General features: G+C 53.9%; 20 protein-coding genes. 7 read left to right on the plus strand and 13 right to left on the minus strand.

Annotation, left to right across the window (positions count from 1 at the left end):
- Positions 1 to 157 precede the first annotated feature (157 nt).
- On the plus strand, positions 158 to 2,299 hold the full coding sequence (locus AXA67_08295) for a hypothetical protein (protein KXJ40808.1): 2,142 nt from the start codon (positions 158 to 160) through the stop codon (positions 2,297 to 2,299).
- 5 nt (positions 2,300 to 2,304) lie between these two features.
- Here AXA67_08295 and AXA67_08300 read toward each other — a convergent pair whose 3' ends face one another.
- From AXA67_08300 to AXA67_08355, 12 genes are all read right to left on the minus strand, one after another.
- Entirely contained in the window at positions 2,305 to 2,754 is a 450-nt protein-coding gene (locus tag AXA67_08300) for a 4-hydroxybenzoyl-CoA thioesterase (protein KXJ40809.1), read from the minus strand.
- Positions 2,741 to 3,703 carry a lipid A biosynthesis acyltransferase gene (locus AXA67_08305; protein KXJ40810.1) on the minus strand — a complete coding sequence of 321 codons (963 nt, stop codon included), beginning with the start codon at positions 3,701 to 3,703 and terminating at the stop codon, positions 2,741 to 2,743. Before AXA67_08305 ends, AXA67_08300 begins: the two co-directional genes overlap by 14 nt.
- Complete coding sequence (locus AXA67_08310) at positions 3,685 to 4,410, minus strand: glycosyl transferase (GenBank protein ID KXJ40811.1); 726 nt, start codon at positions 4,408 to 4,410, stop codon at positions 3,685 to 3,687. Before AXA67_08310 ends, AXA67_08305 begins: the two co-directional genes overlap by 19 nt.
- The gene (locus AXA67_08315; GenBank protein KXJ40812.1) at positions 4,410 to 4,766 is read right to left on the minus strand and encodes a hypothetical protein; all 357 of its coding nucleotides are present in this window, start codon (positions 4,764 to 4,766) and stop codon (positions 4,410 to 4,412) included. Before AXA67_08315 ends, AXA67_08310 begins: the two co-directional genes overlap by 1 nt.
- Positions 4,759 to 5,319 (minus strand): hypothetical protein, encoded by a 561-nt coding sequence (locus AXA67_08320; protein KXJ40813.1) that lies wholly within the window; start codon positions 5,317 to 5,319, stop codon positions 4,759 to 4,761. Before AXA67_08320 ends, AXA67_08315 begins: the two co-directional genes overlap by 8 nt.
- Positions 5,320 to 5,339: 20 nt before the next feature.
- Positions 5,340 to 5,585 (minus strand): acyl carrier protein, encoded by a 246-nt coding sequence (locus AXA67_08325; GenBank protein KXJ40814.1) that lies wholly within the window; start codon positions 5,583 to 5,585, stop codon positions 5,340 to 5,342.
- A complete protein-coding gene (locus AXA67_08330) occupies positions 5,586 to 5,846 on the minus strand; it encodes an acyl carrier protein (protein KXJ40815.1) in 261 nt (86 codons plus the stop codon). It abuts the gene before it with no gap.
- Positions 5,827 to 6,633, minus strand: coding sequence for a hypothetical protein (locus AXA67_08335; GenBank protein KXJ40816.1), 807 nt, complete (start codon positions 6,631 to 6,633; stop codon positions 5,827 to 5,829). Before AXA67_08335 ends, AXA67_08330 begins: the two co-directional genes overlap by 20 nt.
- Positions 6,623 to 7,381 (minus strand): hypothetical protein, encoded by a 759-nt coding sequence (locus tag AXA67_08340; GenBank protein KXJ40817.1) that lies wholly within the window; start codon positions 7,379 to 7,381, stop codon positions 6,623 to 6,625. The genes AXA67_08335 and AXA67_08340 overlap by 11 nt, the downstream gene beginning before the upstream one ends.
- 69 nt (positions 7,382 to 7,450) lie before the next feature.
- Positions 7,451 to 8,650 (minus strand): beta-ketoacyl-ACP synthase II, encoded by a 1,200-nt coding sequence (locus AXA67_08345; protein ID KXJ40826.1) that lies wholly within the window; start codon positions 8,648 to 8,650, stop codon positions 7,451 to 7,453.
- Between the two features lie 23 nt (positions 8,651 to 8,673).
- Positions 8,674 to 9,408, minus strand: a complete 735-nt coding sequence (gene fabG, locus AXA67_08350) for a beta-ketoacyl-ACP reductase (protein KXJ40818.1) — start codon at positions 9,406 to 9,408, stop codon at positions 8,674 to 8,676.
- Positions 9,405 to 9,812 carry a 3-hydroxylacyl-ACP dehydratase gene (locus AXA67_08355; GenBank protein KXJ40827.1) on the minus strand — a complete coding sequence of 136 codons (408 nt, stop codon included), beginning with the start codon at positions 9,810 to 9,812 and terminating at the stop codon, positions 9,405 to 9,407. The genes fabG and AXA67_08355 overlap by 4 nt, the downstream gene beginning before the upstream one ends.
- A gap of 93 nt (positions 9,813 to 9,905) precedes the next feature.
- On the opposite strand from AXA67_08355, the gene AXA67_08360 reads away from it, so the two are divergent.
- From AXA67_08360 to AXA67_08370, 3 genes are all read left to right on the plus strand, one after another.
- Positions 9,906 to 10,157, plus strand: a complete 252-nt coding sequence (locus tag AXA67_08360) for a hypothetical protein (protein KXJ40819.1) — start codon at positions 9,906 to 9,908, stop codon at positions 10,155 to 10,157.
- 86 nt (positions 10,158 to 10,243) lie between these two features.
- Positions 10,244 to 12,145, plus strand: coding sequence for a hypothetical protein (locus AXA67_08365; protein KXJ40820.1), 1,902 nt, complete (start codon positions 10,244 to 10,246; stop codon positions 12,143 to 12,145).
- A 2-nt stretch (positions 12,146 to 12,147) separates the two neighbouring features.
- Positions 12,148 to 14,301 carry a hypothetical protein gene (locus AXA67_08370; GenBank protein ID KXJ40821.1) on the plus strand — a complete coding sequence of 718 codons (2,154 nt, stop codon included), beginning with the start codon at positions 12,148 to 12,150 and terminating at the stop codon, positions 14,299 to 14,301.
- Here AXA67_08370 and AXA67_08375 read toward each other — a convergent pair.
- Positions 14,290 to 14,472, minus strand: coding sequence for a hypothetical protein (locus tag AXA67_08375; GenBank protein KXJ40822.1), 183 nt, complete (start codon positions 14,470 to 14,472; stop codon positions 14,290 to 14,292). The genes AXA67_08370 and AXA67_08375 overlap by 12 nt on opposite strands.
- Before the next feature lie 247 nt (positions 14,473 to 14,719).
- Between AXA67_08375 and AXA67_08380 the strand changes: the two genes are divergently transcribed.
- Genes AXA67_08380 through AXA67_08390 form a run of 3 tightly spaced genes read left to right on the plus strand, consistent with a single transcriptional unit; the run spans position 14,720 to position 26,252 of the window.
- On the plus strand, positions 14,720 to 15,685 hold the full coding sequence (locus AXA67_08380) for a hypothetical protein (GenBank protein ID KXJ40823.1): 966 nt from the start codon (positions 14,720 to 14,722) through the stop codon (positions 15,683 to 15,685).
- On the plus strand, positions 15,682 to 23,100 hold the full coding sequence (locus tag AXA67_08385; protein KXJ40824.1) for a hypothetical protein: 7,419 nt from the start codon (positions 15,682 to 15,684) through the stop codon (positions 23,098 to 23,100). Before AXA67_08380 ends, AXA67_08385 begins: the two co-directional genes overlap by 4 nt.
- A complete protein-coding gene (locus AXA67_08390; protein KXJ40825.1) occupies positions 23,097 to 26,252 on the plus strand; it encodes a hypothetical protein in 3,156 nt (1,051 codons plus the stop codon). Before AXA67_08385 ends, AXA67_08390 begins: the two co-directional genes overlap by 4 nt.
- The last annotated feature ends 550 nt before the right edge of the window (positions 26,253 to 26,802 follow it).

Here is a 26,802-nt window from a genome sequence, read left to right on the forward strand (position 1 = left end):
CTCTGCTTCCCAGAGGGCCATCGAACTATCGCACCGGACCAAATCAAGTTCTTCATGGTGGATACAATATACAAGGGCCAGGGAAAGGGTGCAAAATCAAGCCATCTTGCGTAACACCCCTCTCCCCAACCCTCTCCCCAAGGGGCGAGGGAGTGGAATGGCTTTGCCGCCTGAAGGCGTAGGATTTACTGATCCCCTATTCAAAGACTTTAAAGGGTATCTATGCGATGCCCTTTTCTTTTTTGATAAAAACCTCAAAAATTACATGGGGATAGCAATGAAAAAACCCCGTAAACATCTGTTCACGAAGTTACTGGCAATACCATCGCTCTTCCTGGTTGCGGGCAGTGGGGCGCTTTTGTTGGACAAAGGAAATCCCGACCCGGAAAATGCTGTCTTCACCGGTATGGGCGATGCACAAACCCTGGCCAGGCATTTTGAGCGCTGGCAAGCCAGCCAGCAAAGCAAAGCCCCGGATCAATTGACCATCGCTCTGAGGGCTCCTCACGAAGAAGCCCAACGGCTGATCCGTGGTCAATTCCGTCTGAATCTGAAAAACGGCGAACTGACCGTTACCCTGACAAACGCGGAGAAAAAAACCTATAGCCTCTGGCTGGTGGACAAGCCGGACGATGGCGGTGGCAAGCAAACCCGCGCCATCCAGGTTGGCAACCTGGCGCCCGGCAAGGACGGACGAATAGCTTTTAATACCCGCCTGTCCGCGGATTTGTTTCCGCCCGGCTTTCATATCGACAAAGTGACCATCACCACCGATGACCGAGATCCAGAGGCCAGAATCACGCTGGCTGGCAGCCCATCCCTGTTCCAACGCCTTTACCATCAGAGGCGGCCCTGGCAATTAGCCCGGGTGGGCACCACCCAAACGTCTTCCCCGGCGCGTCCCGCCCTGGCCTTTTTGCTGCCCAAGCCGGCGATGGCCGACGCCGCGCAAGATACCAACGCGCTGCTGACCGATTTGATTGCCGAGGGAAGGCGGATTTTTCACGAGGAAACCTTTGACGGCAATGGCCGGACCTGCGGCACCTGTCACCGGGAGGATAACAATTTCACCATCGACCCCAACTACATTGCCAAATTGCCCAGCGATGATCCGCTGTTTGTTCACGAGCATAATCCCGATCTGGCCGGACTGGAGCATCCTGTTTTATTGAGGCAACTGGCCCTCTTCCAGGCCAATATGGATGGCTTTTACCGGCCACCTGTCCTGCGCGGTGTTCCTCATATCTTATCCCTTATCACTTCCAGTGACGTGGAGGACGAAGACAGCGATGTGATCGCCAGTTCCACCGGCTGGTCCGGCGACGGTTCCCTGTGCATGTTTGCGGTCGGCGCCATTCGCCAACACATGACCCGCACGCTCAACCGGGAGGAAGGCGTGGATTTCCGCCTGCCCACCGAATATGAACTGGACGCCCTGGAAGCCTATATGTTGTCTTTGGGACGCCAGCAAGACCCCGACCTGGAAACCATGGTGTTTAATAACCCGATTGTGGAACGGGGCAAGCTGCTGTTCAACACCAAGAAAAACCCGGTGGACGACGAAGGCAACCCGGTCTTCGGCCAGTCCGCCAATTGCAAGGGCTGCCATGTCAACGGCGGCGGCCATAGTTCTTCCACCCACGCCAACCCGATCCGCGACACTGGCGTGGAAAATGCCCCGGATACCCCCGCCCACCTGCTGGATCCGGCCATCGCATACGACGGTGGTTTCGGCCAGGAGCCGCGTAATTGCGGTCCTAATCTGGATCAACCCTGTTTCGGAGATGGGCGGTTCAGCACCCAAACCGTGATTGAAGCCGCCGATACGCCGCCCTATTTCCACAACAATTCCGTCAATACCATTGAACAGGTGGTGGCGTTTTACACGGGGCCGGCTTTCAATAATTCGCCGGGCGCGCTGACCGGTTCGGGTTCCAACCGGCAAATCAAGCTGGACGCCAGCCAGATGACCGCCATTGCCTTGTTCCTGCGCGCCATCAACGCAGTGGAAAATATCGACAGCTCCAACCGCCTGGATCAGAAAGCCAAGGTATTGAACAGACAGGATAGCCGCAAGGAAATCACCCTGGCCCTGGCGGAAACCGAAGATGCCCTGGAAGTACTGCAAGGCGGCGCCCTCAATGTTTACCCTCAGGCAGTCATTAAACTGCGCCGGGCATTACGATTGGAAAAAATCGCCCGCCGCACCGCCAACCAGCGCTGGCGCAACCGCATGCTGGACCGGGCAATCCGGTTTAAATCCCAGGCCAAGGATTTGATTGTGACAGATCAAGAATAGGGTTATTAAGGCTTTTGGGGGGGACGCCTGACAAAAGCCTGCAATTTTTCAAGAAACACGCGGGGAGAACCAAAACACATCTCCCCGCTCTCCACATTGACCGCCACCTGACTGCTCATCCCCTTGGCCAACCGATTCGCTGTTTTTGCATCAAGAATTTCATAACGGATTCGCATCCGGTATTCATATTCCTTGAGCGCGGCGGTCACTCGGATTTGTTGGCCAAAGCGGGCAGGGGCTATGTAGCGGATATTGAGTTCAATCACCGGCCACACATAACCGGTTTCCTTCATGGTCAAATAGTCATAGTCCAACTTGTCCAGCAAGGCGCAACGGGCGATTTCGAAATACTTGGCGTAATGGCCGTGCCAGACAATCCCCAGCATATCCGCGTCGAAGAAAGGCACGTCAATCAAGACTTCAGCGCTGGGCAGATCCTGGTCACTCAGATCCATCTTCTTCCCAGAAACAATAAAAGTTAAACCATTGCAGCGGCGCTTGCAGACAGTATGCTTCCAGCCGCTTGACATAAGGGCGGGCGTATTGCTCTACGGCTTGTCGGCGCAGTGAACGGTTACTGGGCAGCCGAACCTGGTCCAGGAGCTTTTCGAAATGAATGTGATAGCAGCCATCCTCTTTTCGAAAACAAAACAATGTATAAACCGGACATTTCAATAGATGCGCCAAAAGATAAGGGCCCTGGGGAAACCGCGCGGGCTTGCCCATAAAAGGCAATGTTACTGTGCGCTGAGGACTGCCTACTGGAATCCTGTCACCCACCAATACCACAAATTCACCGCGCTGGACTTTTTCGAACAATTGGATGGCGATGGCCGGGTTGATTTCAGTCACTTGAATCAAAGTGACGTGGCTTGCCTTGTCCACGCTGGACAGTAAACGATTGAATTTTTCCGTGTGCTTGGTATGCACCAGAATATTGAGCCTGACCCTTTGTTGAAAGTCCGCCAGCGCCCGGCAAATTTCCAGATTTCCCAGGTGAGAGGCCACCACCAGGGCGCCTTCCCCCCTTTCAAACAACGCCAATAACTCGGTCTTATCAAATCGCAAATGACTTCTATCAAACCGTCCCAACCAGACAATAATCTTATCCAGCAGGTTTTCCGCAAAGTATAGAAAATGACGATAACTGTGACGAAAACAGTTTGTTAAGCCCAATTCCGGGGCAAATTCCGCCAGATGCTTCAGGTAATCCAGCGATGCCGCCCGGGCACGGGAATTGACGATGAAGTAATAACCCACCACCGGATAAAGAAAAACCCGGAAAGGCCATCGCCCAAAAAACAGATAGACCCCCACCAAAAACCGCATTCCCCACAGAACGCCGCGTTCTTCCATTGCCGCCCAATGCATGCCCGTCTTTTCAGTCAATTCCGGTGCCGCCATTGTTGATGAAAAAGCTGGTGGAAAAACAATTTTGCGTGCATCTTGCTGATTCGCCAATTATCCTCCCATGAACGGAAATGGGAACGATTATTCCGGGGATAATGAACCCGAACCGGCAGCCACCTCATGGGAATATTCCGCCAATGGGCACGCACCAGCACTTCGATGTCAAACTCCATCCGGTCTCCCAAGGTATTTTCTGACAACAGCGGGATGACAACGGCGAGCGGATAAATACGAAAACCGCACATGGCATCGGGGATCGCAAAGGAACCGGTATTGATCCATACCCAAACATGGGTCAGGTATCGGCCATAAAAACGCCCCTTGGGGATGGAATCATCAAAACGGGGACGTCCGCAAATCAAATGATCGGGATGAGTCCGGGCCAGGGAAAGGAAATCCTCCGCTTGCGTCAAGTCGTGCTGGCCATCCGCGTCCACTTGCAAGGCATGGGAATAACCCCGCTCCCAAGCCGACCGCAGTCCGGTTTTCACCGCCGCCCCCTTGCCTTGATTGAACGAATGTTCAATCACTTCCACAGCATCTTTTTTTAAACCTAGGGAACGGATTTTATTAGTGTGAACATCATCACTGCCGTCATTGACCAACAGGCAGCTCAGGCCCAATTCACCCAACCGCTCGACAATCCCTGGCAGTTGCTCGCTATGATTGTAAACCGGTATTACCGCGCAGGGACGAAACATCATAAAGGCTGCCAATAAATCCGGCCGGAACTGTATTGCCGCTGGTCTGAATAATACTCGAACACCAGCCGGCGCTTGTCAGCATCAAAATCCAGGCGCAATTCAACTTCCATGGCCGACCGTAAAAGATGACGGAATTTGATGACTTCCATTCGTTGAAACCTTATTGGCGTTTGCCAGTGGGTCAAAAACAGCTCCGCTGCCCAATGAATCTGGACCACGCCAGGAAGGATGGGAAGGCCGGGGAAATGTCCTTCAAAATAGACAAGGTCTTCGGGAATTTTCAGGTGCAAGGTTAACCGGTTATCCTCTTTGACAACCCTTAAAATTTGAGGCAAAAGCTTGGTTTCAGGCATGATTAAAAGATTTTTTAACCTTCTGGCGCACGACATATTCTCCGGCCATCAACAGCCCCATGAACAAATAAGCGAGAAAACCATTGTACAATGCCCAGATCTCCATATCGGCATGCCAAACAGTCATCGCCGCGATGATGCCATTAATAAGGAAAAAAGCGCACCAAACCCAGGTTACCTTGCGGGTATAAGCTATCCCTTCCGGAGGCAAATCGGGATCTGTTAACCGAGCCAAGCGTTCAATTACAGGCGGTGGATGATAGAGTGACCAAAGAAATGCCAGCAAAAACAAGGCATTCACAATGACTGGATACCAAAGCACGGAAGCTCTTCCAAAACTCTGCCAGCCCAGCAACCCCATTAACAAAGCACAGGCAATCAAAGCGGTTTTCCAAGATATCCTGGTAATGAAAAATAGGCTTCTGAAAGCCAGTAAGACGGCTATCCCGGCCAGCAACCAACGGGGATCAAGACAATCGAGCGTGAAATAGACGATGGCAGGGTAAGCTGCGGTGGCAAGTCCCAGCAAAAGCAGCATCACCCGGCGGAACATATCATCATTTCCAGAAGTGGTCAGGAATTGAGCAAGCGCTCTATGACCTCGACAACATCGCCAACCGTGCGAATATTTTTGAAATCTTCCGGTGCTATGCGCTTGCCAGTGATTTCATGCAGACGCACCATCAAATCCACCGCATCGATGCTGTCGATATCCAGCGCCTGAAAAGTGGTTTCCATCTCAACCTGGGAGGGATTGATCTCGAACATTTCTTCGAAAAGTTGGCGTAGCGTGTCAAAAATCTCTTGTTTATTTTTCATCTAGGAGGATTGAATGTGGCGAATATAATCAGCCAAATGGGCGATTGAAGAAAAAATAGTGCGTACTTCCGGGGTGTCTGCGGTAATGATGATGCCAAAGCGGTTTTTCAGCGCCAATCCTAATTCTAGCGCATCAATCGAATCCAGACCAAGACCTTCTCCGAATAAGGGCGCATGACTATCGATATCTTCGGGCTTTAATTCATCCAGAGAAAAGACCTCGATTATCAGGGACTTCAAGTCATTTTCCAGAGAATCCATAGCGCTTATCTAACTCGCTGAGACGGCTTTCCAACATCTGGGTAAGGCGGCGGCTTGCTATGGAAAGCTGAAGCGCCGGGTCAATCAGACGTTTGGGGTTGAGTTCTTCTCCCACTACCGCCAGCACAGTAGGGGTTTTGTCAGGTAAATTGTACCACCACTGCCCTTTTCCCAGGAGCAAGGGTTGATAGCAGAAAAAAACGGGAACAATGGGGACCTTCGCCTCCAAGGCGATGCGCGCGGCGCTGCGTTGAAAATGAACAGGCAAGTCCGGTGGCGTGCGAGTCCCTTGTGGGAACAGTATCAATGACGCCCCATTTCGCAAGGCAATAACAGCATCGGCAATCAACCGCTGGGGCGTTTCCGCGGTGATATGGCGGCAACGGCGGATTGGCGCGCTGACCAAAGGCACCCTGGCCAGACTGGGTTTCACCACGCAAACGGCGTTATCCACCAGGGAAAACAACAACACAATGTCCAGGAAGGAAGGATGGTTGGCGACAATCACCCTGCCTGGCTTCCGCAATTTATCGGCGCCTATTACTTGATAGCGCCAATAACCTATGAAATTTAAAAAGCGGACAAAAAAATTAAACGCCAGATAGCTTAAATGACGGGCATGGGCGGGACGCTCCGAGGGTTTTATCCACCACGATGTCAGGGGATAAATGCCATACCATAATAGAAACGACCCCAGTCCATAAACACTGTAACTGATTACCGTCACGCCAAAACGGATTATCCAGCGAAGTTTTTTTTGCAAAGGGTTCCAGTATTTAGATAGCATTTACAGAAATTTCAGAACTTTGGGAATCGGCAAAAAGCCAGCGCCAGGCACCCAACCTTCCCGGCAGAAGAACTTCCTGGCCTTTGCAGCATAATGCCAAAATAATGCTCAGCAATGGGTCTTTCATTTCCCCGCTGATTTTTTCCCCTTCCCGCTTGATAGTAAGCAGCATTCCTTCATCATTACCAGCTTCCAGTCGCATGGCCAATGCCATCACCCCGGGAGGATTGGCTGCGTAGGCGTGATACACCGGTGGCAGAGGCTGCTCATACAATAATACCAGTACTTGCTTTTCTTGATTCCGAATAAACCAAAACGCTTCCACAAGCGCTGCTGAATACCCTTCAGCCCCCGGGGCGAGCGCAACATAGGGCGCCCGGTTTCTGGCGTACTGGCTCAGTAAAGCACCCACCGCGCCATGTACCGATAAGGTGAATTCCGTAGGCGAAACATCCGCGCTTTCGGCAAGGGTATTAAGAATAGGGAAACAATAATGGGTTTCTCCGTGCAAGGAAGCGCAAATGGCGGGAATGGCATTTATCCCTTCCAGACAAGGCCATGCCACTGCCAGCGCCGCCCTTGCCATGGGTGATAAACGCCGCCGTTGCATTAAGGGCAGAAAAGAAACATCGGGCGTTTGCCCCGGCAAGAGACCGCCGTTTTTCCAACCGCTTGAGGAACTGGATCGCAATTCCGGGGGCAGCCAGGCGCACCATTGTTTTAGCTGGTATTGTAATTCGAGCGACATGAAAACAGAGTAACCATCTCAGAAGAACCGGTTTGCAACCCGTGCCAACTAAGGCGAAAGAAGCCTTAATTAACAGCGCTTGAATATCAACGCCGTATTGATGCCCCCAAACGCGAAATTGTGGCTTGCCACCGCTTCGCACTCGATTCGCCGCATCCCCCCCGCGATATAATCCAGCGGCGCACATTCAGGATCGGGATTTTTCAAGTTAAGATTGGGGTGAAATTCCCCGCTCCGCATCATTTCAATCGCCACCCAAGCTTCCAGCGCGCCACAAGCCCCCAAAGTATGGCCGGTATAGCTTTTAAGACTGCTAATGGGCACTTTACTCCCATAAACATTGAACGTGGCCTGGCTTTCTGCGATATCGCCCTGGGCCGTGGCGGTGCCGTGGGCGCTGATATAGCCAATTTCTTCAGGTGTCATGCCGGCGTCGGCCAATGCCATGGTCATGGCGACTTGCATGGTCTCGCTGGAGGGCTGGGTGACGTGGGCGCCATCGGAATTGGTGCCAAACCCCACCACTTCTGCATAAATCGTGGCGCCCCGGGCCAGGGCCCGCTGCCGTTCCTCCAAAATCAAACTGCATCCTCCTTCCCCAAGCACCAGCCCGTCCCGGTCGGCGTCAAAGGGGCGTGGCGTGGTTTGCGGGTGATCATTACGAACGCTGGCGGCGTATAAAGTATCGAAGACCGCCACTTCGGTGGGACACAATTCTTCCGCGCCCCCGGCAATCATTACTTCCTGGTGACCGTATTTGATGGCCTCATAGGCGTAACCAATCGCCTGGCTGCCGGAGGTGCATGCACTGACGGCCGGAATCACCCGCCCCTTGATTTGAAAAAAGATGGCCACATTCACAGCGGTGGTATGTCCCATCATTTTCAAATAAGTATTGGCGTTCAAGGCGCCAATTTTATGGTGGAGAAGCATATAGCCAAAATCGGCAATCGCCGGCGTGGAGCCTACCGAAGAACCATAAGCCACCCCGGTTTGGCCGGAGGAAATGACCGGATCACCCAGCAACCCGGCGTCTTCCAAAGCCATTTCGCTGGCCCGCACCGCCATCTGGGCGACCCGTCCCATGCTGCGGGTGTGTTTGCGGGAATAATGACTGGGCAGGGAAAAGTCAGTCACCGGCGCCCCTAAATGACAATGCAAACCTTCGTAACAACGCCACGCTTCCATCAATTGAACGGCGTTGCGTTGTTCGCGCAGACGCTTTTGAATGGCGGGCCAATCCGAGCCCAGGGATGAAATGCCGGCCATGCCGGTCACCACCACCCGGCGGGTCAACACAAGCCTCCGTTGACGGCAATCACTTGGCGGGTGATATAGGCGGCATCCTTGGACAATAAAAAGGCCACCACGCCAGCGACTTCTTCCGGCTTGCCAATACGCCGCTGGGGAATCATGGCCTGAATTTCTTCCAGGGGCAGATCCTCCACCATATCGGTTTCAATCAAACCCGGCGCCACGCAATTGACAGTGATCTGGCGTTTCGCCAACTCCAACGCCAAGGCTTTGCTGGCGCCGATGATCCCGGCCTTGGCGGCGCTGTAATTGACCTGCCCCCGGTTTCCAATCAGCCCGGATACCGAAGACAAAGTCACGATGCGCCCCGGCTTGCGGCGCCGGATCATGGGCATGATGACAGGGTGAAGCACATTATAAAAACCATCCAGATTGGTATGCACCACCCCATCCCAGTCTTCCCCGGTCAGGGCCGGGAAAGCCGCATCCCTGGCAACGCCCGCGTTGCAGACCACCCCGTAATATGCCCCATGGGCTTCGATATCCTTGGTCAACATACCGGCGACTGTTTGCCGGTCCGCGACATCAAACTGCAATATCCGCGCGGCGCAACCCTTCGCCGTCAATTCCTCCGCCAACGATTCCAGCGCTGCCCGCCGGCTCCGGCAATGTAAAACCAAAGTATAACCTTCGGCGGCCAACCGCCGGGCAATGGCCCGGCCGATCCCGCGGCTGGCGCCGGTAACCAAAACCGTTTTTTGTGCATTCGTCATGACATTACGTCTTGTTGTAAAAAAGGTTCGATATTTTTCGGTAACAGCACATTCAGCATGGCGGTAGCGCTGATCTGCGGGCCGTGGATTTCACAGTCAAACACACTCATCTCGTTGGCCGCCTGGAAATTGAGCCGGGCCCTGACTTCCAATTCCGTCCCGCATGAAAATTCGGCAACACTGCATTGGTAATGCCTGGTGCCCAATAATAAACCAATACGGATCGGCTCTCCCCGGCGCAAACATTGATAGCCCGACCAGGCCGCCACCGCCTGGGCCATATATTCAATCCCAACCCAGGCAGGCACCACGCTGCCTTTTGAAAACAATCCGTCATCGCGCACTTTAAGCGAAACTTCCACCTTTTCTTCGCTGACAAACAGCATTCTGTCCAACAGGCACATGGCGCCGGATTGTGGCAGAAGGGAGTGGATGGGGAAACGTTTGGGGTTATAGCTCTCTGTCATCAATGATCGGCGGTTGAATGATAATTGTTTATGACCTGTTCGTGCCGCTCGCGCGCTGCAGATTCTTTCACGCTTATCAAACAAATGCAATGGACTATTTCATTGCACCTAAATTTTGCAAGTGTTTCGGCATTCAGCCGCCAAATCAAGCCTTTATGCTGCGTTGGCCGCACCAATTTTATGCTCGAAACAGCGTTGCCACGCCTGCGCGAAAATTGGCTTGCCGCCTTGCCTAAAGCCTTGCCTGACACCTTCGGTGCTCGAATCACTTGCAAAATTTAGGTTGCTTCAGAAAGGGCATTTTTCAAATCTGTTCTAAACTTCCATTGATACTTTAATGATTTGTGTGAGGCGCATCAAAGAAATCGATGGAAGAAAGCATATTGCTGGAGGCAAGCCAAAAGGCCAACCAGTCCCGGCAGACATCACCCCCGGAAGGCAAGGGGCAAAACCGCAAGCCCCCGGCCGAACCAGCCCCGGAATCGCAAGCATCGGATGTTCAGGACAATGCCATTCCCACAGCCTGGTTTCAGGACTGGCTGGACTGGCAATGCCGGATGATTGCCGGGGTCATGCAGGGCGCCATATTCCTGCCGGATGCCAAGCACAAGGATTTGCAACCCGTCACCGCCTGGCCAACAGATCAACCGGCCGCATTATTGAAGAAGGCCGCGACACAGGCTCTGTCCGTGGGGGAGAGCATCGTTCAATCCCTCAGGGCGTGCAACTTCGGCGACCGCCGTCATTGTGACGTGGTGGCGCTGCCGGTGCGCCTCAATCCAAATACCGTGTGTATCATTTCCATCGCTTTCAGCCACCGGGCGGAGCCTCAACAACGCACTGTATCACAACTGTTGCAATGGGGCGCGGTGTGGCTGGAATCCCTCGCCCGCCACCATCGTAAGATCCAGCACCAACATGCCACCATTTTATTCGAGTGCCTTTCCGCTGTCCTGAGCCGGGAACCGATGGATAAAATCCTCATGGAAATCACCAACAAGCTGGCCAAATACTTCCAATGCGAACGGGTCAGCCTGGGGCTGCGGCAAAACTTGCGCGTGCGCCTGCAATCCATCTCCCATACCGCAAGGTTCGATTCCCGCATGGCGCTGATCCAACGCATTGAAGCCGCCATGGAAGAAGCCGTGGATCAAGCTGCCATTATCAGCTATCCGCAGCAATCACGCCCCTTGGTCACCCGCGCTCACTCTGAATTGGCCAAAGGTCAAGGTCATCCTTATCTATGCACCTTGCCACTGCCCGGCATGTCGCAGCCGCTGGGCGCCCTCACCCTGGAACGCAGCCATCAGCCTTTTGATTCCGAAACCATCGCCTTTTGCCAGTCCATTGTCAATTTGATTGCCCCCGCCCTGGAGCTGAAGTGGCAACAAAAACAGCGCTTGCTTGGCCAGATCGCCGGTTCCCTGAAAACCCTGGCAACCAGGCTCTTTGGCCCGGGCCATTGGAAGTTAAAGTCCGCCTGCGCGGTGTTATTGGCTGCCACCCTGTTCTCGGCATTTTTTGAAGGAGAATACCGGGTAACCGCCCCGGCGGTCCTGCAAAGCACCTTGGTGCAAGCCATAGTCGCCCCCCAGGAAGGGTATCTGAAGAAGGTTTGGGTGCGCCCCGGAGATACGGTACAAGCGGGCGACGTGCTGGCAAGCCTGGAAGACAGCCACCTTTTGAGCGAGCAGCAAAAATGGCAAAGCGAGCTGCGAAAACGGCAACAAGAATACCACCAAGCCCTGGCCCGGCGGGACCGGGTGCAAATGGGAGTGGCGCGGGCCCAATTGAATCAGGCGGAGGCGGAACTCAAATTGGTCCAGGAAGCGCTGGCGAAAACCCAATTACGATCCCCCATCGATGGCGTCATCATCCGTGGCGATCTCAGCCAGTCCCTTGGCGCCCCGGTGAAAATCGGCCAGGTGCTATTCGAAGTGGCGCCGCTGGAGAACTACCACGCTCTGATTCAGGTGGACGAACACGATATCGCCGCCATTCGGCGGGGACAAACCGGCAGGCTGGTCCTGGCTTCGCAACCCGACCGCCCCATGACTGTCACGATTGACCGTATCATCCCCCTGGCGGAAACCGGCGAGGCCGGCAATTCTTTTCCCGTGGAAGCCCGACTGACCGCCAAAGATGCGGCGCTTCGCCCCGGCATGCAAGGAATCGCCAAAATCAATGCCGGCCGGCACAGCCTGTTGTGGATTTGGACCCATCCTGTGTGGCAACGCCTGAAACTGTGGTTATGGTCTTTGGGGTTATGACTATGGCCGATTCCAAACCAGCCCATCCCTATTGGGTGAAATTTTGCCAACTCCGGCCCGCCCTGCCCCGGCATGTTTCCATCCAGCCTCAGCAATACCGGGGAAGGCGCTGGTACATTTTGCGCAATCTGGCCAACGGCCGTCATTTGCGCCTCGATCCTGTCGCCCATGCCATTGTGGCCCGGTTTGACGGCGTCACCACGCTGGCGGAAATTTTAGACCAGCTACATAGCTCCCTTGGCGACCAGGCCCCCACGGAAGACGAACTCATCCAGGTCACTGCCCAACTTCTCGCCATTGACGCCTTGCGCTGCGAACTTTCTGCGGATGTGCGATGGCTGTTTGAACGTTTCCAAAGCGAATACCGACAGACCAAGTTCAAGGTTCTGGCCAATCCATTGGCCATCCGGCTTCCCTTGCTTGACCCGGACCGGCTGTTGACACGCCTGCTGCCGTGGATCAACCCCCTGTTCACCTGGCAAGCGGTCCTGTTTTGGCTTGCGGCCATTGCTGTAGCCTTAGTGTTGGCGATTGCCTATGCAGGAGAGCTGACTATTTTCTGGAAACAAGATCTGCTCAGCTCAGGCAACCTCATGATGATGGCGATGATTTACCCTGTCATCAAGATTTTCCACGAATTGGGTCATGCCTTGGCGGTCAAGGCCTGGGGTGGGGAAGTCCACGAAATGGGAGTGACATTTTTGGTGCTGATGCCGGTCCCCTACGTGGATGCCTCGGCGGCCTGGTCGTTCCGGGAAAAACGTAAGCGTATGCTGGTGGGGGCTGCCGGTATATCGGTGGAGCTGTTTATCGCCGCCATCGCCCTCATGGCGTGGCTGGCGGTGGAGCCGGGACTGGTCAAACAGGCCGCTTTTAACACCTTGTTAATCGCCAGCCTCTCCACCCTGGTTTTCAACGCCAATCCACTGCTGCGTTTCGACGGTTATTACGTGCTCCAGGATTGGCTGGAAATCCCCAACCTGGCCACGCGCGCCAAACGATATTGGGTGTATTTGCTGCAACGTTACTTGTTCGGCATCCGGCATGCGCGCAGCCCCGTGACGGCACCCGGGGAACCGGCCTGGTTTTTAGTCTATGGCGGTCTGGCCTTCGTCTATCGTTTGTTTCTCACCGGTGTCATCGCATTGTATCTGGCGGGTAAATATCTCGCCGTGGGCGTGGCGTTGGTGGCGTGGATGTTGATGACCCAAATCCTGCTGCCGCTGTATCGGGGCATCCAATTCCTGTTTCTTAATCCCGCGCTGGCGCCCGTGCGGGCAAGGGCCATTGCCAAGACCTTCCTTTTGGCGGGCCTGGCCGGGAGCGGGTTATTGCTGGTTCCGGTTGCATCGACGACCCATGCCAAAGGCATTGTCTGGCCACCGGTTCAGGGACAAATCTATGCCGGCGCGGATGGATTCCTGGAAGCTGTTTTGGCCGAGCCCAATACCTTGGTCAAAAAAGGGCAGCCTTTGCTCAGGTTTAATGCGCCGTCCCTGGAGACCCGGATCGCCGTTCTAACCGCGCGCCGTCACGAATTGGAAATCAAGAAAAAAAGCCTGCGGTTTGCCGATCCGGTGCAGTCGGAAATCACGGCCCATGAACTCACGGCGCTGCTGGCGGATCTGGATCGCTTGAAAAAACAAGCCGTTTCCCTACTGGTACGCAGCCCCATGGACGGCACCTTTATTTTTCCCCAGGCGCAGCGGCAAAGGGGACGTTTTTTTACCCAGGGTGAAGCACTAGCTTATGTCATTCCCGAAGGAGGCATGACGATCAAGGCGGTGGTGCCGCAATCGGATATCGCATTGGTCAGGCAAACCGAAGTCAAAACCCAAGTCATGCTGGCGGAACAATTGGACCGCGCTTTTGCCGCATCCATTGCCCGCATTGTCCCGGCGGGTTCGCAAAAACTGGCCAGCCGCGCCTTGGGCGCCGCCGGCGGTGGCGACATTACCGTGGATGGAAAGGATCCATCCGGCACTTCCGCCAGCGAAAAAGTGTTTCAAGTCGAATTGCGTTTGCCGGCCAGTGTCAGACCCCGGCGAATTGGCGGTCACGCCTACATCCGTTTTGAAGTGGGCGCCGAACCATTGGCCAGGCAGTGGCTGCGACGGGGACGGCAGTTATTGTTGCGGCGGCTGTCATTGGGATAACGCCTGGGTATTGGCCGCGGCTTGTTGGGAAACGCCGTAAACCCGTCCATGGGGGGCTTGATGACGGCCATCCAGGCCGTCAACATTCCTGACAACCCGCTGCCAACACCCAAAACAGTAAATACCAGCAATTTTGTAGGGTGCGCTCCGCGCACCAGAAAATTGGTGCATTGAATGCACCCTACTAAAGTTTTTCATTTTACCGCCGATAAAGGCTTACGGGGTTGATCTGAATTTTGCCAATGAACTATACGCAGCCAAGGGGCCGGAGTCTTTCTTTCGCGGGACACCGTGAACGCATCCCTGAGGGCTTGATGACGGCCATCCAAGCCGTCAACCCCCACGAAAGAAAGACTTGAGCACCATAGAATCTCAAGCAACCCAAATAACTAAATTCAACTACCGAGACAATCACGGTATGCAAAAGTCCTTTTACATTTTTACTTTTTTGTTGTTGATGACTGGCGGCATCCCTGCCATTGCCGACACCGCCTCTGAACAAGCCAGATTCGACTGCATTATCAATCCCAGCGAAGTGGTGGATTTGGGTAGCGCCGCCACCGGGGTGCTGGAAAAGATTCTGGTGGACCGGGGCGATCCGGTCAAAAAAGGCATGGTGCTGGCCCAGCTGGATTCGGAACTGGAGGCAGCCACCGTCAAGCTGGCCCAGGTCAAGGCGGGATTGACCACCGGGGTGCAACTGCGCCGCGCCAATGCCAGTTATTTATTGAGAAGGCAGAAGCGCAGCCAAAAGCTGTTCCGCAAAGCCGTCATCTCCCAAAACGACATGGATCTGGCGGAAACCGAAGCCCAATTGGCCCAACTGCAAGTCCGTCAGGAACAGGACAACCGCTTTCTGGCGCGGCTGGAGCTGACCCGGGCCAAAGCCGCCTTGAAACGCCGCACCATCCATATCCCCATTGACGGCGTTGTGACAGAACGTTACAAAGCCCCCGGCGAATTCGTGGATGACTCTCCCATTCTGCAACTGGCGCAACTGGATCCGCTGCACGTGGAAGTTCTGCTGCCCGTGGATTTGATTGGCCAAATTCAACCTGGAATGCAGGCACGGGTTTTCCCGGAGGCACCGGGCCAGCCCACGCAATCCGCCACCGTAACCCGCGTGGATCAGGTGGCCGACGCCGCCAGCGGCACCTTTGGCGTCCGCTTGGCGCTGCCCAATCCCGATCAGCAAATTCCCGCCGGACTGCGCTGTCAACTGGAATTCATGGACTGGACGCCGCCAGACAGCGGGCATCCAGACAAGCTGAAGGCCTCCCCCCACCCGCCGCGCATCACGTCCAACGCGCCGCCTGTTCCGCCTATTTCCAACCGGGAAGGCGCGGTAATCGATCCCATACGGGAGCATGAAAACGCTACATGAAGCCAAAGGCTAAATCCAAACAACCCCACTCACCCGACCGTCGGCAAGCACCCTTGGTGGAAGCGCTGGAGCCGCGGTTTTTATATTCCGCCGATATCTTGGGGGCAATAGACTTAAGTGCCATGCACGATCCTTTGGCCACAGCGATGGAGGGTGCCACGTCGTTGCTCGATCAATATGCAAGCTACGATGAAGACTCCCCGGACCCGATCCCTCCACAGCCGCCCGCTTCCGATACCAATCGCCCCCAGGAGTTGGTATTCATCGACACCGCCACCCCCGATTATCAAACCTTGCTCGACGATCTCACCCGCTCGGCCAATGCCGGACGGAAATTCGAGATTATTTTGATTACCCCGGATGAAAACGGCATCGATGTCATCAGTCAGACCCTGGCCCAATACCGGGACATTTCGGCGGTGCATGTGATCTCCCACGGCCAGCCGGGGCAAGTGGCGCTAGGGAATACCACCCTGGATCCCAGCCAACTGGCAGCCCACGCCGATACCATCGCCAGTTGGAAAAACGCCCTGAGCGGCAACGCTGATTGGCTGATCTACGGCTGCAGCCTGGCGGCCACCAGCGAAGGAATCCAGTTGATCGACGAACTGTCCCGGTTGACCGACGCCGACGTCGCCGCCTCGGACGATCTCACCGGCAACGCCGCCAAGGGCGGGGATTGGGATCTGGAATACCAACGGGGAACCATCGAGGCGAAAATCGCCGTCTCCCCGGCCACCCAGGCAACCTGGAATGGCGTTCTGGATATCGGTTCCGGCCTAGTGGGGCACTGGACGCTGGATAGTGACACTTCGGATAGTTCCGGCAATGGTAATGATGGCACGCTCATGGGTGACGCCGCAATTAACAATTCATCATCAACCAATAATGTTGGTCCCGGGAAAGTCGTTCTTGATGGAACGGGTGACTATGTAAATCTTGACTCCGCAGTTGCTACAGTTGGAACCTTGACTGAAGGTTCCGTCACAGCGTGGGTGCAAACAAGTGACAGTAGTAGCGTCCAGGCTATTTTTTCGATCTCTGATAAAGGTGATAAAACTAGCTATTCATCGCTCGGCATTAATAAGGGTAATTTTTTTTTTGATATTGCTGAAAATGGAACATATAAGATTTGGCTAGATACTAATACCAATATCGCCGATGGCACCTGGCACCATATTGCTGTTACCGTGGATAGCTCCGGAAACAGCCTCTATGTGGATGGAAATAAACTTACAAATAGCGACCTTATCTATTCCAACGGAGATGCGACAACCAACAATTTCCTCAATACCGTGCTCAATTCTGACACTGTTGCAATTGGCGCAATTACAAGAAATAGCATCCTAGAGTGGGAATTAGGTGGTCTTGTTGATGACGTGCGCGTTTATAATCGGGCATTAACTGCTGGTGAAATTGCCCAGCTTTACAATTTCCAAAATCCTCCCACAGATATTACACTCAGCCAAAGCATCCCCATCACCATCAATAATCCCGGCTTCGAATCTCAAACACTGGCAAACGATGTTTGGACAACGCCAGTAACGGATTGGGATATTTCAGGAACTGCCGGTGTTGGAAATCCTGACCCATCTGCCTATCAAAGAGATATTCCAGAAGGCAGTAATATAGCCTACTTAGACGAATCACCCTCAGGAAATACCCTATCTCAAACGCTTACCAAAACCTTGCAGGCTGGAGAAAGTTATACCCTCAGCGCTTGGATTGGGGACGAATATGACAGCGGTTATGATCCTTCCGGGTGGGAAATGCGTCTTTATGCCGGCAATCAACTGCTCGGCTCTGTAGGTAACAACGACTTTGATCCAGCGGAAGGCACTTTCAAAAAAGCCACGCTCCATCTGGACGCTGACACCCTGGCCAATTATTCCAGTGTTTACAACCAGCCTTTAAAAATAGAATTTTATAACACCGGTTCCACTACCGGCGAAGACATACATATCGACAATGTCCAGCTCGAATACACCTCTATCTCTGTCCCCGAAAACGCCGCCAATGGCACCGTGGTGGCCGATGTCGCCAGCGTAACCGATCCCAATGTGGGAGATACTTTTACTTATGCTTTGACCGACGACGCCGGCGGGCGTTTTGCCATTGACAACAACGGCAAAATCACCGTAGCCAACGGCACCCTTTTGGACTATGAATCCGCCACCAGTCATGACATTACCATCCGCGTCACCGATTCCACAGGTTTGACTTACGATGAAGTGGTTACTATCCAAGTCGGCAATGTCAATGAGGCGCCCGTTAACCATTTGCCCGCAAATCCGGCCATTGACGAAGACAATATTTTAGTCTTCACCGGCGCGAATCAAATCCAGGTAAGCGACGCCGATCTCAACGGCGGCAACCTGGAAGTCAATCTGAATATTGGCGGCAACGCTTTTTTGAATCTGGGAGACCGCACCGGCCTGACTTTCTCCATGGGTGATGGGATTTATGACCGAAACATGACTTTTACCGGCACCCAGGCCGCAATCAATGCCGCCCTGCAAACCTTGCAATTCATTCCAGACCCGGATTTCAACGGCACTGTCAATTTCACAATCACCACCAACGACCTTGGGAATAGTGGCTCTGATCCAGGCTTGACTGGCGATGCCAGCAGCGAACAAGACCAGGATACTTTTGCCATTACCGTCAATGCCGTCAATGACAGCCCAACGGTGGGCGGCGCTTCCTTGCAAAGCATTCAGGAAGATACCGCCAATCCACCTGGCGAAGCCATTGGCGGTCTACTGGCATCCAGTTTCAATGATGTGGATGTCGGCAGCAGTCTGGCAGGGATACTTGTGACCCACAACCCTGAGAATGCCTCGGAAGGGATATGGCAATATTCCACCGACAATGGCGGTACCTGGTTCGACATCGGCACGATTGTTTCTCCCAATGCGCTGGCGCTCGATGTCAATTCGAAAGTCCGGTTCATTCCGGCCGCGGATTACCACGGCACCCCCGCCGGCTTGTCTTTTCGCGCCCTTGATAATACCTATTCCGGCGGCTTTACCAATGGAAACGTCAAAGTCACCTACGATGCCAGTAGCCCTGGCGGCACCTCGCCTATCAGTAGCAGCCTGGCCTCCATCAACACTACCATTTCCTCTGTCAATGACGCTCCAATTCTAGCCGGCATCGAAAGCACGGCGCTGAGCTATATCGAAAACGACCCGGTTACGGCCATTACTTCGGCAATCACTCTCTCCGACGTCGATGACACCAACATCGAATCGGCGGTGATTCAGATCACCGGTAATTATCAAAACAGCGAGGACGTGCTCTCCTTTGCCAACTTCAGCAATATCATCGGAAACTGGGATTCCGCAAGCGGGACATTGACGCTCTCCGGCTCTGATACGTTGGCCAATTATCAAGCTGCACTGCGATCAGTGACTTACATCAATATCTCAGATAATCCTTCGACTTTAACGCGAACAGTGTCTTTCACCGTCAACGACGGGAGTGCGGACAGTAATGCGCAGACACGAAATATTACCGTAACTGCAGTCAACGACGCCCCTTTTCTTTTTGGTATTGAAAACACAAGCGTTGTTTATTCAGAAAACGATCCAGAAACAATCGTTTCTTCTTCGATTATCGTAACGGACACGGACTATGAGAATATCGAATCGGCCACTGTCCAGATCACCGGTAATTATCAAAACGGTGAAGATGAGCTGCACTTCACAAATATTGGTAACATCACTGGCAATTGGGATGCTTCAAGTGGTACGCTTACCCTTTCGGGCCCTGATATTCCAATATTCTATCAATCCGCATTACAATCAGTAACCTATGTCAATACTTCAAACACCCCTTCACCTCTAACCCGGACCGTAACTTTCACGGTTAACGACGGAACTGTCGATAGCAATATCCAGACACGGAATATTACAATCACGCCGATCAATGACGAGCAATCACTTGATACCAATGCCGGCCTCACGCTCGACGAAGAAGCAACCGCGACAATCACTAATACCCTGCTGTCAACCTCTGACGTGGAGCAAGGGCCCGCTCAAATCGTCTATACCATCACTGCCGTCCCCGCCAATGGCGCCCTGAAGCTCAACGGAACAACTCTAAACAACTCCGATGCCTTTACCCAGGACGATATCGACAACGGCCGGCTGGTCTATGCCCATAATGGCAGCGAGACAATTGCGGATAGTTTCAACTTTACGGTCGACGATGGGTTTGGCGCGGCAACGGCGGCTATCTTCAATATCACTGTCAATCCGGTCAATGACGCGCCCGTCGCCGTGGCGGACAATTTTTCCGTCGCGGAAGGCAGTACCACAACGCTGAACGTTGCTGGAAATGATTACGACCCCGATGACGGCCTCGATCTGGCAAGTATCGCGATTGATACCGCACCCCTCCATGGCACCTTGACCGTCAACAATGACGGCACCGTCGATTATCACCATGACGGCTCGGAAACAGCCAGCGACGGTTTTGTATACAGCATAAGTGACAAAAGCGGGGCTGTGGCGCACTCGGTGCTGGTTACATTATCCGTGACCCCCGTAAACGACGCCCCAATCATCACCTCCAACGGTGGCGGCGCAACCGCCGCCGTCAACGTGGCGGAAAATCAGACTCCTGTCACCACAGTGACGGCCACGGACATGGACTCGGCCTCTCTTACTTACGGCATCGCTGGGGGCGCGGATAATGCGAAATTCACCATTGACAGTACCACCGGCGCCTTATCCTTTGCCTCGGCACCCGATTTTGAAAATCCTGCCGACGCCGACGGCAACAACATTTACGAGGTGATCGTGCAAGCTTCCGATGGTTCGCTGACCGACAGCCAGACTATTTCGGTTACCGTTTCCGACGTCAATGATGAAGCCCCTGCCTTCACTTCCTCACCCATTCCTTCCGCCACGGAAGGGAGCCCCTATGTATATAACATCGTTACCAGTGATCCCGATGCCGGTTCAACCCTGACAATCACTACATCAAACCTCCCCCACTGGCTCAATTTGACAGATCATGGTGACGGCACAGCAACGCTTTCAGGCACACCGGCTAACAGTGACGCGGGCGATCACAGTATTATTCTGGAAGTGAGTGACGGAGCACTGACAGCCACTCAAACATTCACCCTTTCGGTCTCCAATACCAATACACCACCAACGGGAGTGCCCACCATCAACGGCACGCCCAGCGAAGATCAAACCTTGACCGCCGACACTTCTTCCATTGCCGATGGCGATGGCCTGGGGCCATTCAATTATCAGTGGCTGCGCAACGGCGCGGTCATTCCGTCTGCAACCAGTGTCAGCCATACCCTTGGGGATGACGACGTTAACGCCCAAATCAGCGTCCAGGTCAGTTACACCGATGGCGACGGCAATCTGGAAACCCTCACCAGCAGCCCGGCTGGTCCCGTTGCCAACGTCAACGACAGCCCAACCGGTGCGGTCACTATTAACAAATCCAATCCTGTCCAGGGGGATACGCTTGGCGTCAGCCATAACCTGGCCGATGCCGATGGTTTCCCGGGCACTGTCAATTATCAGTGGCAACGCGATGGCGTCAATATTCCCGGGGCCGCTGATGCCAGCTATACCGTCACCAGTCAGGACATCGGCAGGCAGATCAGTGTGACCCTTTCTTATACAGATGGTCATGGCACCGTAGAATCCGTGACCTCCGTTCCAATTACCCCAATTAACAGTACCCCACCCGGCGGTGGAGGCACCGTCAATGCACCACCGGTCATCAATTCCGATGGCGGGGACAATCATGCCGCCCTGGAGATTCCAGAAAACCAAATAGAAGTCACCACAGTAACCGCCACCGATCCTGAAGGCGACAAGCCTACTTTTGTTATCACGGGCGGAGCAGATCAACACCTTTTCCAAATCGACCCGGAAACAGGCCGGTTGTCATTCGTAGCACCGCCCAATTACGAAACCCCCACGGATCAGAATACTGACGGTATTTATGCAGTCGAAGTCACTGCTTGGGATTCTGCAGGAGGCAAGGATATTCAACAGCTATCCGTTACTGTAACGAATGTCAATGAAGCGCCAGCCATTATTTCGTCCTCTCAAGCTGATTTATCAGCGGGCGAAAGCTTTCAATATCAAATCAGCGCCAGCGACCCGAATGGCAATCAAAAATTGGTATTTACCACCACCAATTTGCCATCCTGGTTAAAACTGGAAAATCAGGGCAATGGCACGGCGATTTTAAAAGGGAAACCTGAAGCCGCCGATGCGGGGGCATATTCCTTTACTTTGACGGTATCCGACGGAGAAATGTCCACAGCGCAGACTTTCTCATTCCAGGTTTCTCCTGCCGACTCAATCACAGACAAAGCTGAAGATGGGAATAGTCCGGGGGAAACTAACAACCCAGAACCAGAACAACCAGTCACCGAAATAGAAACAAACCCTGAGGAAACCGTTCCAGAGATTTCTTCCCCTCAATCTCCCCAACTGGGTCCTAATAACAACAGCAACGTGGGGCAAGATAAGGTTTCTCCTGACAAGCTGGCTTTGCTCAACGCTATTGACCCTGCGGCGGATTCATTGAATTCCCCGAGGCAACTTTCTCCTGCTGCAGAAGATAACGTTGGCAAAGAAGATTCGTATTTACCGCCTTCAGATAGTCTCAAACCAATCCACCCTGCCACGCCGCCAGCAATTGCTGGCGATACAGGTTCACTATTGGCTGACGATTTCATGGGTCACAATGTTATCGGCCGCAACACTCCAGAAGAAAACGCTTTCGAAGGGCAGCCTGTCACTCCCTTGACGGAAGAAACCCAAGCCACCGATACATCCCACACAGCCCCGGAATCACAATATGTACAGGCCAGCAAACTTCCCCCGCCTCTGGTACTCGACGACAACCTTTTCGCCAATCTGACAAAACCGAAAGATGGGGGCATCCCTTCAGGGGCAGGTCAAAACCAAACCGATAATACATTTCGTCCCTTTTCGACCCGGCTTTTACAGACCCCGCATTTCCATATCCCCAACCTTTCCGCCGCCGCGCCAGAATTTTTAAACTTGCTGGAAGACAGCGCTTTTGCGCAAGAACTGGATCTGGTCCAACGGGACATTGACGAAGCAGCGGAAAAACAGGTCAACTTATCTAAGCTCAGCTCGCAAACCGTCACGGGAATCTCATTGGCGCTCACTGCCGGCGCCGTCCATTGGGCTTTGCGGCCTAATTCTTTGATGGCGGGTTTGTTGTCCGCCTTGCCTTTTTGGAAACAACTGGATCCTCTGCCCATTCTTGGCACGCCGGATTCGGCTGATTCAGGGTTAGAACCTCTGGAATCAGAAGCCCACAAACCTGATGGCGGCGTGGAAACCTTGTTTGAAAATGGGACTCCCCGCTCCCCAGACACATCAAGAGATCAACCGTGATCATTCATCGCCTTTCTCACATCGCCAGATTGAGCCTGGGACTGGTCATGCTGACCAGCAGTATCTTGTTGTTGAGTGAGATTATTGGCCTGCTGCCGGAACAAGACAGCGGTACGGCTCGAATCAGAAAGATGCTTGCCGAATCGTTGGCGGTCCAACTCTCCGCGGCGCTTTCCGAAGATCCGCAGGCCCCTTTGGCTCCTGTATTGCAAGCTGCTGTCCAGCGCAATCCCAAGCTATTGTCGGCAGCCTTGCGCAAAAAAGATGGCACGTTGCTTTTCGCCACCCAAAACCACATCCAAAAGTGGCAATTGCCGACAGGAGAACCTTCTACCCTGGACCAAATCCGGGTCCCTGTTTACCGCCAGGATCAGCCTTGGGGACAGTTGGAAATCGCTTTTCAACCAACAAAGCCGCATTTCAGCGATATACTGCAAAATCCATTAATCAAAGTGGTTCTGTTTGCTGCTTTGGCAGGATTCATAGCTTATCTGGTGTACTTGAAGCGCGCTCTGAAGGAACTCAATCCCGATGCAGTCATCCCCGAACGGGTGCGCAAAGCATTGGATACCCTGGCCGAAGGGTTGTTGATTTTGGACCGCAAGGAAAATATCGTTTTCGCCAATGCGGTTTTTGCCAAAAAAACCGGGCTGACGCCACAATCGCTGATTGGTAAAAAATGCCGTCAACTGGGTTGGGAAGTAGATACCGAGGAAGCGGATTTAGCGGAATTCCCCTGGTCCAAGGTGCTGCGCGGAGAGGAGCAAAATCAGCCAGTTCAGCTAGTGTTGGCCACGGGAAGGCAAAGGGCTTATACCTTTGCGGTCAAAGCCGCGCCAATCCATGGCACAGCCAACGAAATCCGCGGCGCCTTGGTCACTTTTGACGATGTCACCGAATTACTCGCCAAAAACCGGGCCCTGGAAAAGGCTAACGAGCGCCTGGAACAAAGCCAGCGGGAAATCTCCCGGCAAAACCAGGAATTGCAATTATTGGCCACCCGCGACCCCTTGACCAACTGCCTCAACCGCAGGGCCTTGTTTGCCGGCTTCCAAACCCTGTTTGATGAAGCCCAAAAGCACCAGGAAGAACTCAGCTGCATCATGGTGGATATCGATCATTTCAAATCCATCAATGACCGCTTTGGCCACGCCGTTGGCGATAAAGTCATTCAATTGGTCGCCCAGGTGATTACCAAAACCGTCCGCACTCAAGATTTGGTGGGACGTTACGGAGGGGAGGAATTCTGTGTGGTATTGCCGGATACCGATGCCGCCACCGCGGAAGCAGTCGCCGAGCGTATCCGCTTGACCCTGGCGGAAGGGAAAGAGCTGGAACTGGCCAGCGCTATCCGCATTACCGCCAGCCTGGGGGTTGCTTCCCTCGCTTCCGGCGCAAAAACCCCCCAGGAACTAGTCGATCAGGCAGACAAAGCCTTATATACCGCCAAGGAAAGGGGCAGAAACCGGGTCATCCAGTGGGCATTGCTCCAGGAAAACAGCCCCGCTCCACCCCGGTCTGAAGATGATCCGCCCAAGCCCCTGGCCGCGCATGAAAAGTCTCCCCTGTCTTCACCCGTGGTGGGACTTAGATCCGAACAAGCCGATCTCCAACATCCAGGCGCCCTGCAACAGCGCATTCAGGAGCTGGAGCAAGCCCTGCTGGAACAGCGGGAAAATTCCGCGTCCAATTTATTCTTTGATGAATCCATTGGCCTGCCCAACAAGCTTTTGCTGTTTGACCGGATGCAGCAAGCCATCGAGCGGGCCCGCCGGTTCGAGAACCAATTCGCGGTGCTGCTTTTGGATTTCAGCCGCCAGCAACACATTGACGAGATTCTCACCCTGGAAGATGCCGAGAAAATCTTCAAGACCGTTTCCGTCAAGCTGAAAAGAATTCTCCGCACCACCGATACCATTGCCGTGGTGGAAGGCCAGGACCCCACCTACAGCCTGTCTCGGATCAACAATGATAAATATGCGGTGCTGCTTACTGATCTGACCCAAGTCGAATCGGTCAGCCGGGTGGTGGAACGGATAACGGAAGGCTTTGAAGCGCCGCTAGCCATCGATGAGTTGGAAATCCAACTTACTGTCAGCATTGGCATCAGTCTCTATCCCGATGACGGCAGAACCGCCGAGGAGCTGGTCAGCCGGGCTGTCCACGCCTTGCAGGAAGCGCAACAATTAAATGGCCGCCATAACCACAGATTCTATTCCCTGGAAATCGACAAAAAACTCAAATACCAGGCGCAACTGACCCGGGAACTGTTCAAGGCGGATGAACGGGGTGAACTGCTGCCCTATTACCAACCCAAAATTTCTCTGAAAACGGGGAGGATTTCCGGCATGGAAGCCTTGGTGCGCTGGCAGCATCCCCGCCTCGGCCTGGTGCCGCCTGATCAATTCATCTCCCTGGCGGAACGCAACGGCATCATTGACAGAATCGGCAACTGGGTTATCCGCGCCGCTTGCCAGCAAGCTGCTATATGGCGGGAACGGGGCTTTGGCAATGTGCCGATTGCGGTTAACCTGTCGCCTATTCAGTTTCAAAATGAGAACTTTGCCGAGCAACTGCTCCAGGTGGTGGCGGAATCCGGCGGCCTGCCCAAATTCCTGGAATTGGAGATCACCGAAGGGGTGGTGATGCAAAACGTGGACCGGGCGGTAAAAATCATGAATACCCTTAGCCGCAGCGGCATCCGTATCGCGCTGGACGACTTTGGCACCGGCTATTCTTCCCTGAGTTGCCTGAAACGCTTCCCCATCGACAATCTGAAAATCGACCGCAGCTTTCTCACCGATATCACGGAAAACCCCGCCGATGCGGCCCTGGTCAGCTCCATCATTGCCATGGCCCACGGCATGAACCTGTCGGTCACCGCCGAGGGGGTGGAAAACGAAACCCAGCTCCGCTTCCTCCACGATTTGCAATGTAACGAAATCCAGGGTTACTACATCAGCAAACCCCTGCCCCCGGAAGAAGCCGACCAATTATTGGAAGCCGAACATAACATCCGCCGGAAGGTACAAAGTATTATCAGCCATTCTGATGCTGGCGCCGGAATCCCACTCGCTTCCCATTTAGGCGCTATCGAACCTATCCTCAATCATCCTCCCAGTTCGCTGGCGAAGACGGTTCAGGATGTCTGACGATCACGTAATCGGGCGCCAGCCCTGAACCCATTGCTGTATGTTCGGAGCGCCGTCAATTCGTTCATGGAGTCTGAGACACAGCCAGCCGGGCTGTGGATTTCGAAAATCCGCGCTTGCCCCGGGCAAATAACCTTAATCGTAACTGCTCGCGCCCCCAGGGGTGGTCTGCTGTCGGAAGACGCCATGAATACGTCCCTGCAGGCTTGGCTTTGGCATCCCTGACAAAGACACTTCCTCCACAGACCACCCCTGGGGCCTTCCCCCGGTATAGGCGAAGCTGCCTTAACCACTGATGTTACGCACGATCATTCCGCATTATCCTCCCCCCTCCCCGACCCTCCCCCGCAAGCGGGGGAGGGAGCAAGGGTGGATTATCTGACCCTGCCGTGCCGGCGAGGAAGGGGGATGCGGGTTGTTCTCCGCCCAACGACAGAAGTGGCGGAAAACCAAACATTACTCCCCTCTCCCACAGGGAGAGCAACCGTGTTCCCTGTCAAGCCATTTTTGGCGTCCAAGGGGTGTTATTTTTAATCATGGCGTTCATGAT

Origin of the sequence: Methylothermaceae bacteria B42, assembly GCA_001566965.1 — a bacterium.
Taxonomy (GTDB): Bacteria; Pseudomonadota; Gammaproteobacteria; order Methylococcales; family Methylothermaceae; genus Methylohalobius.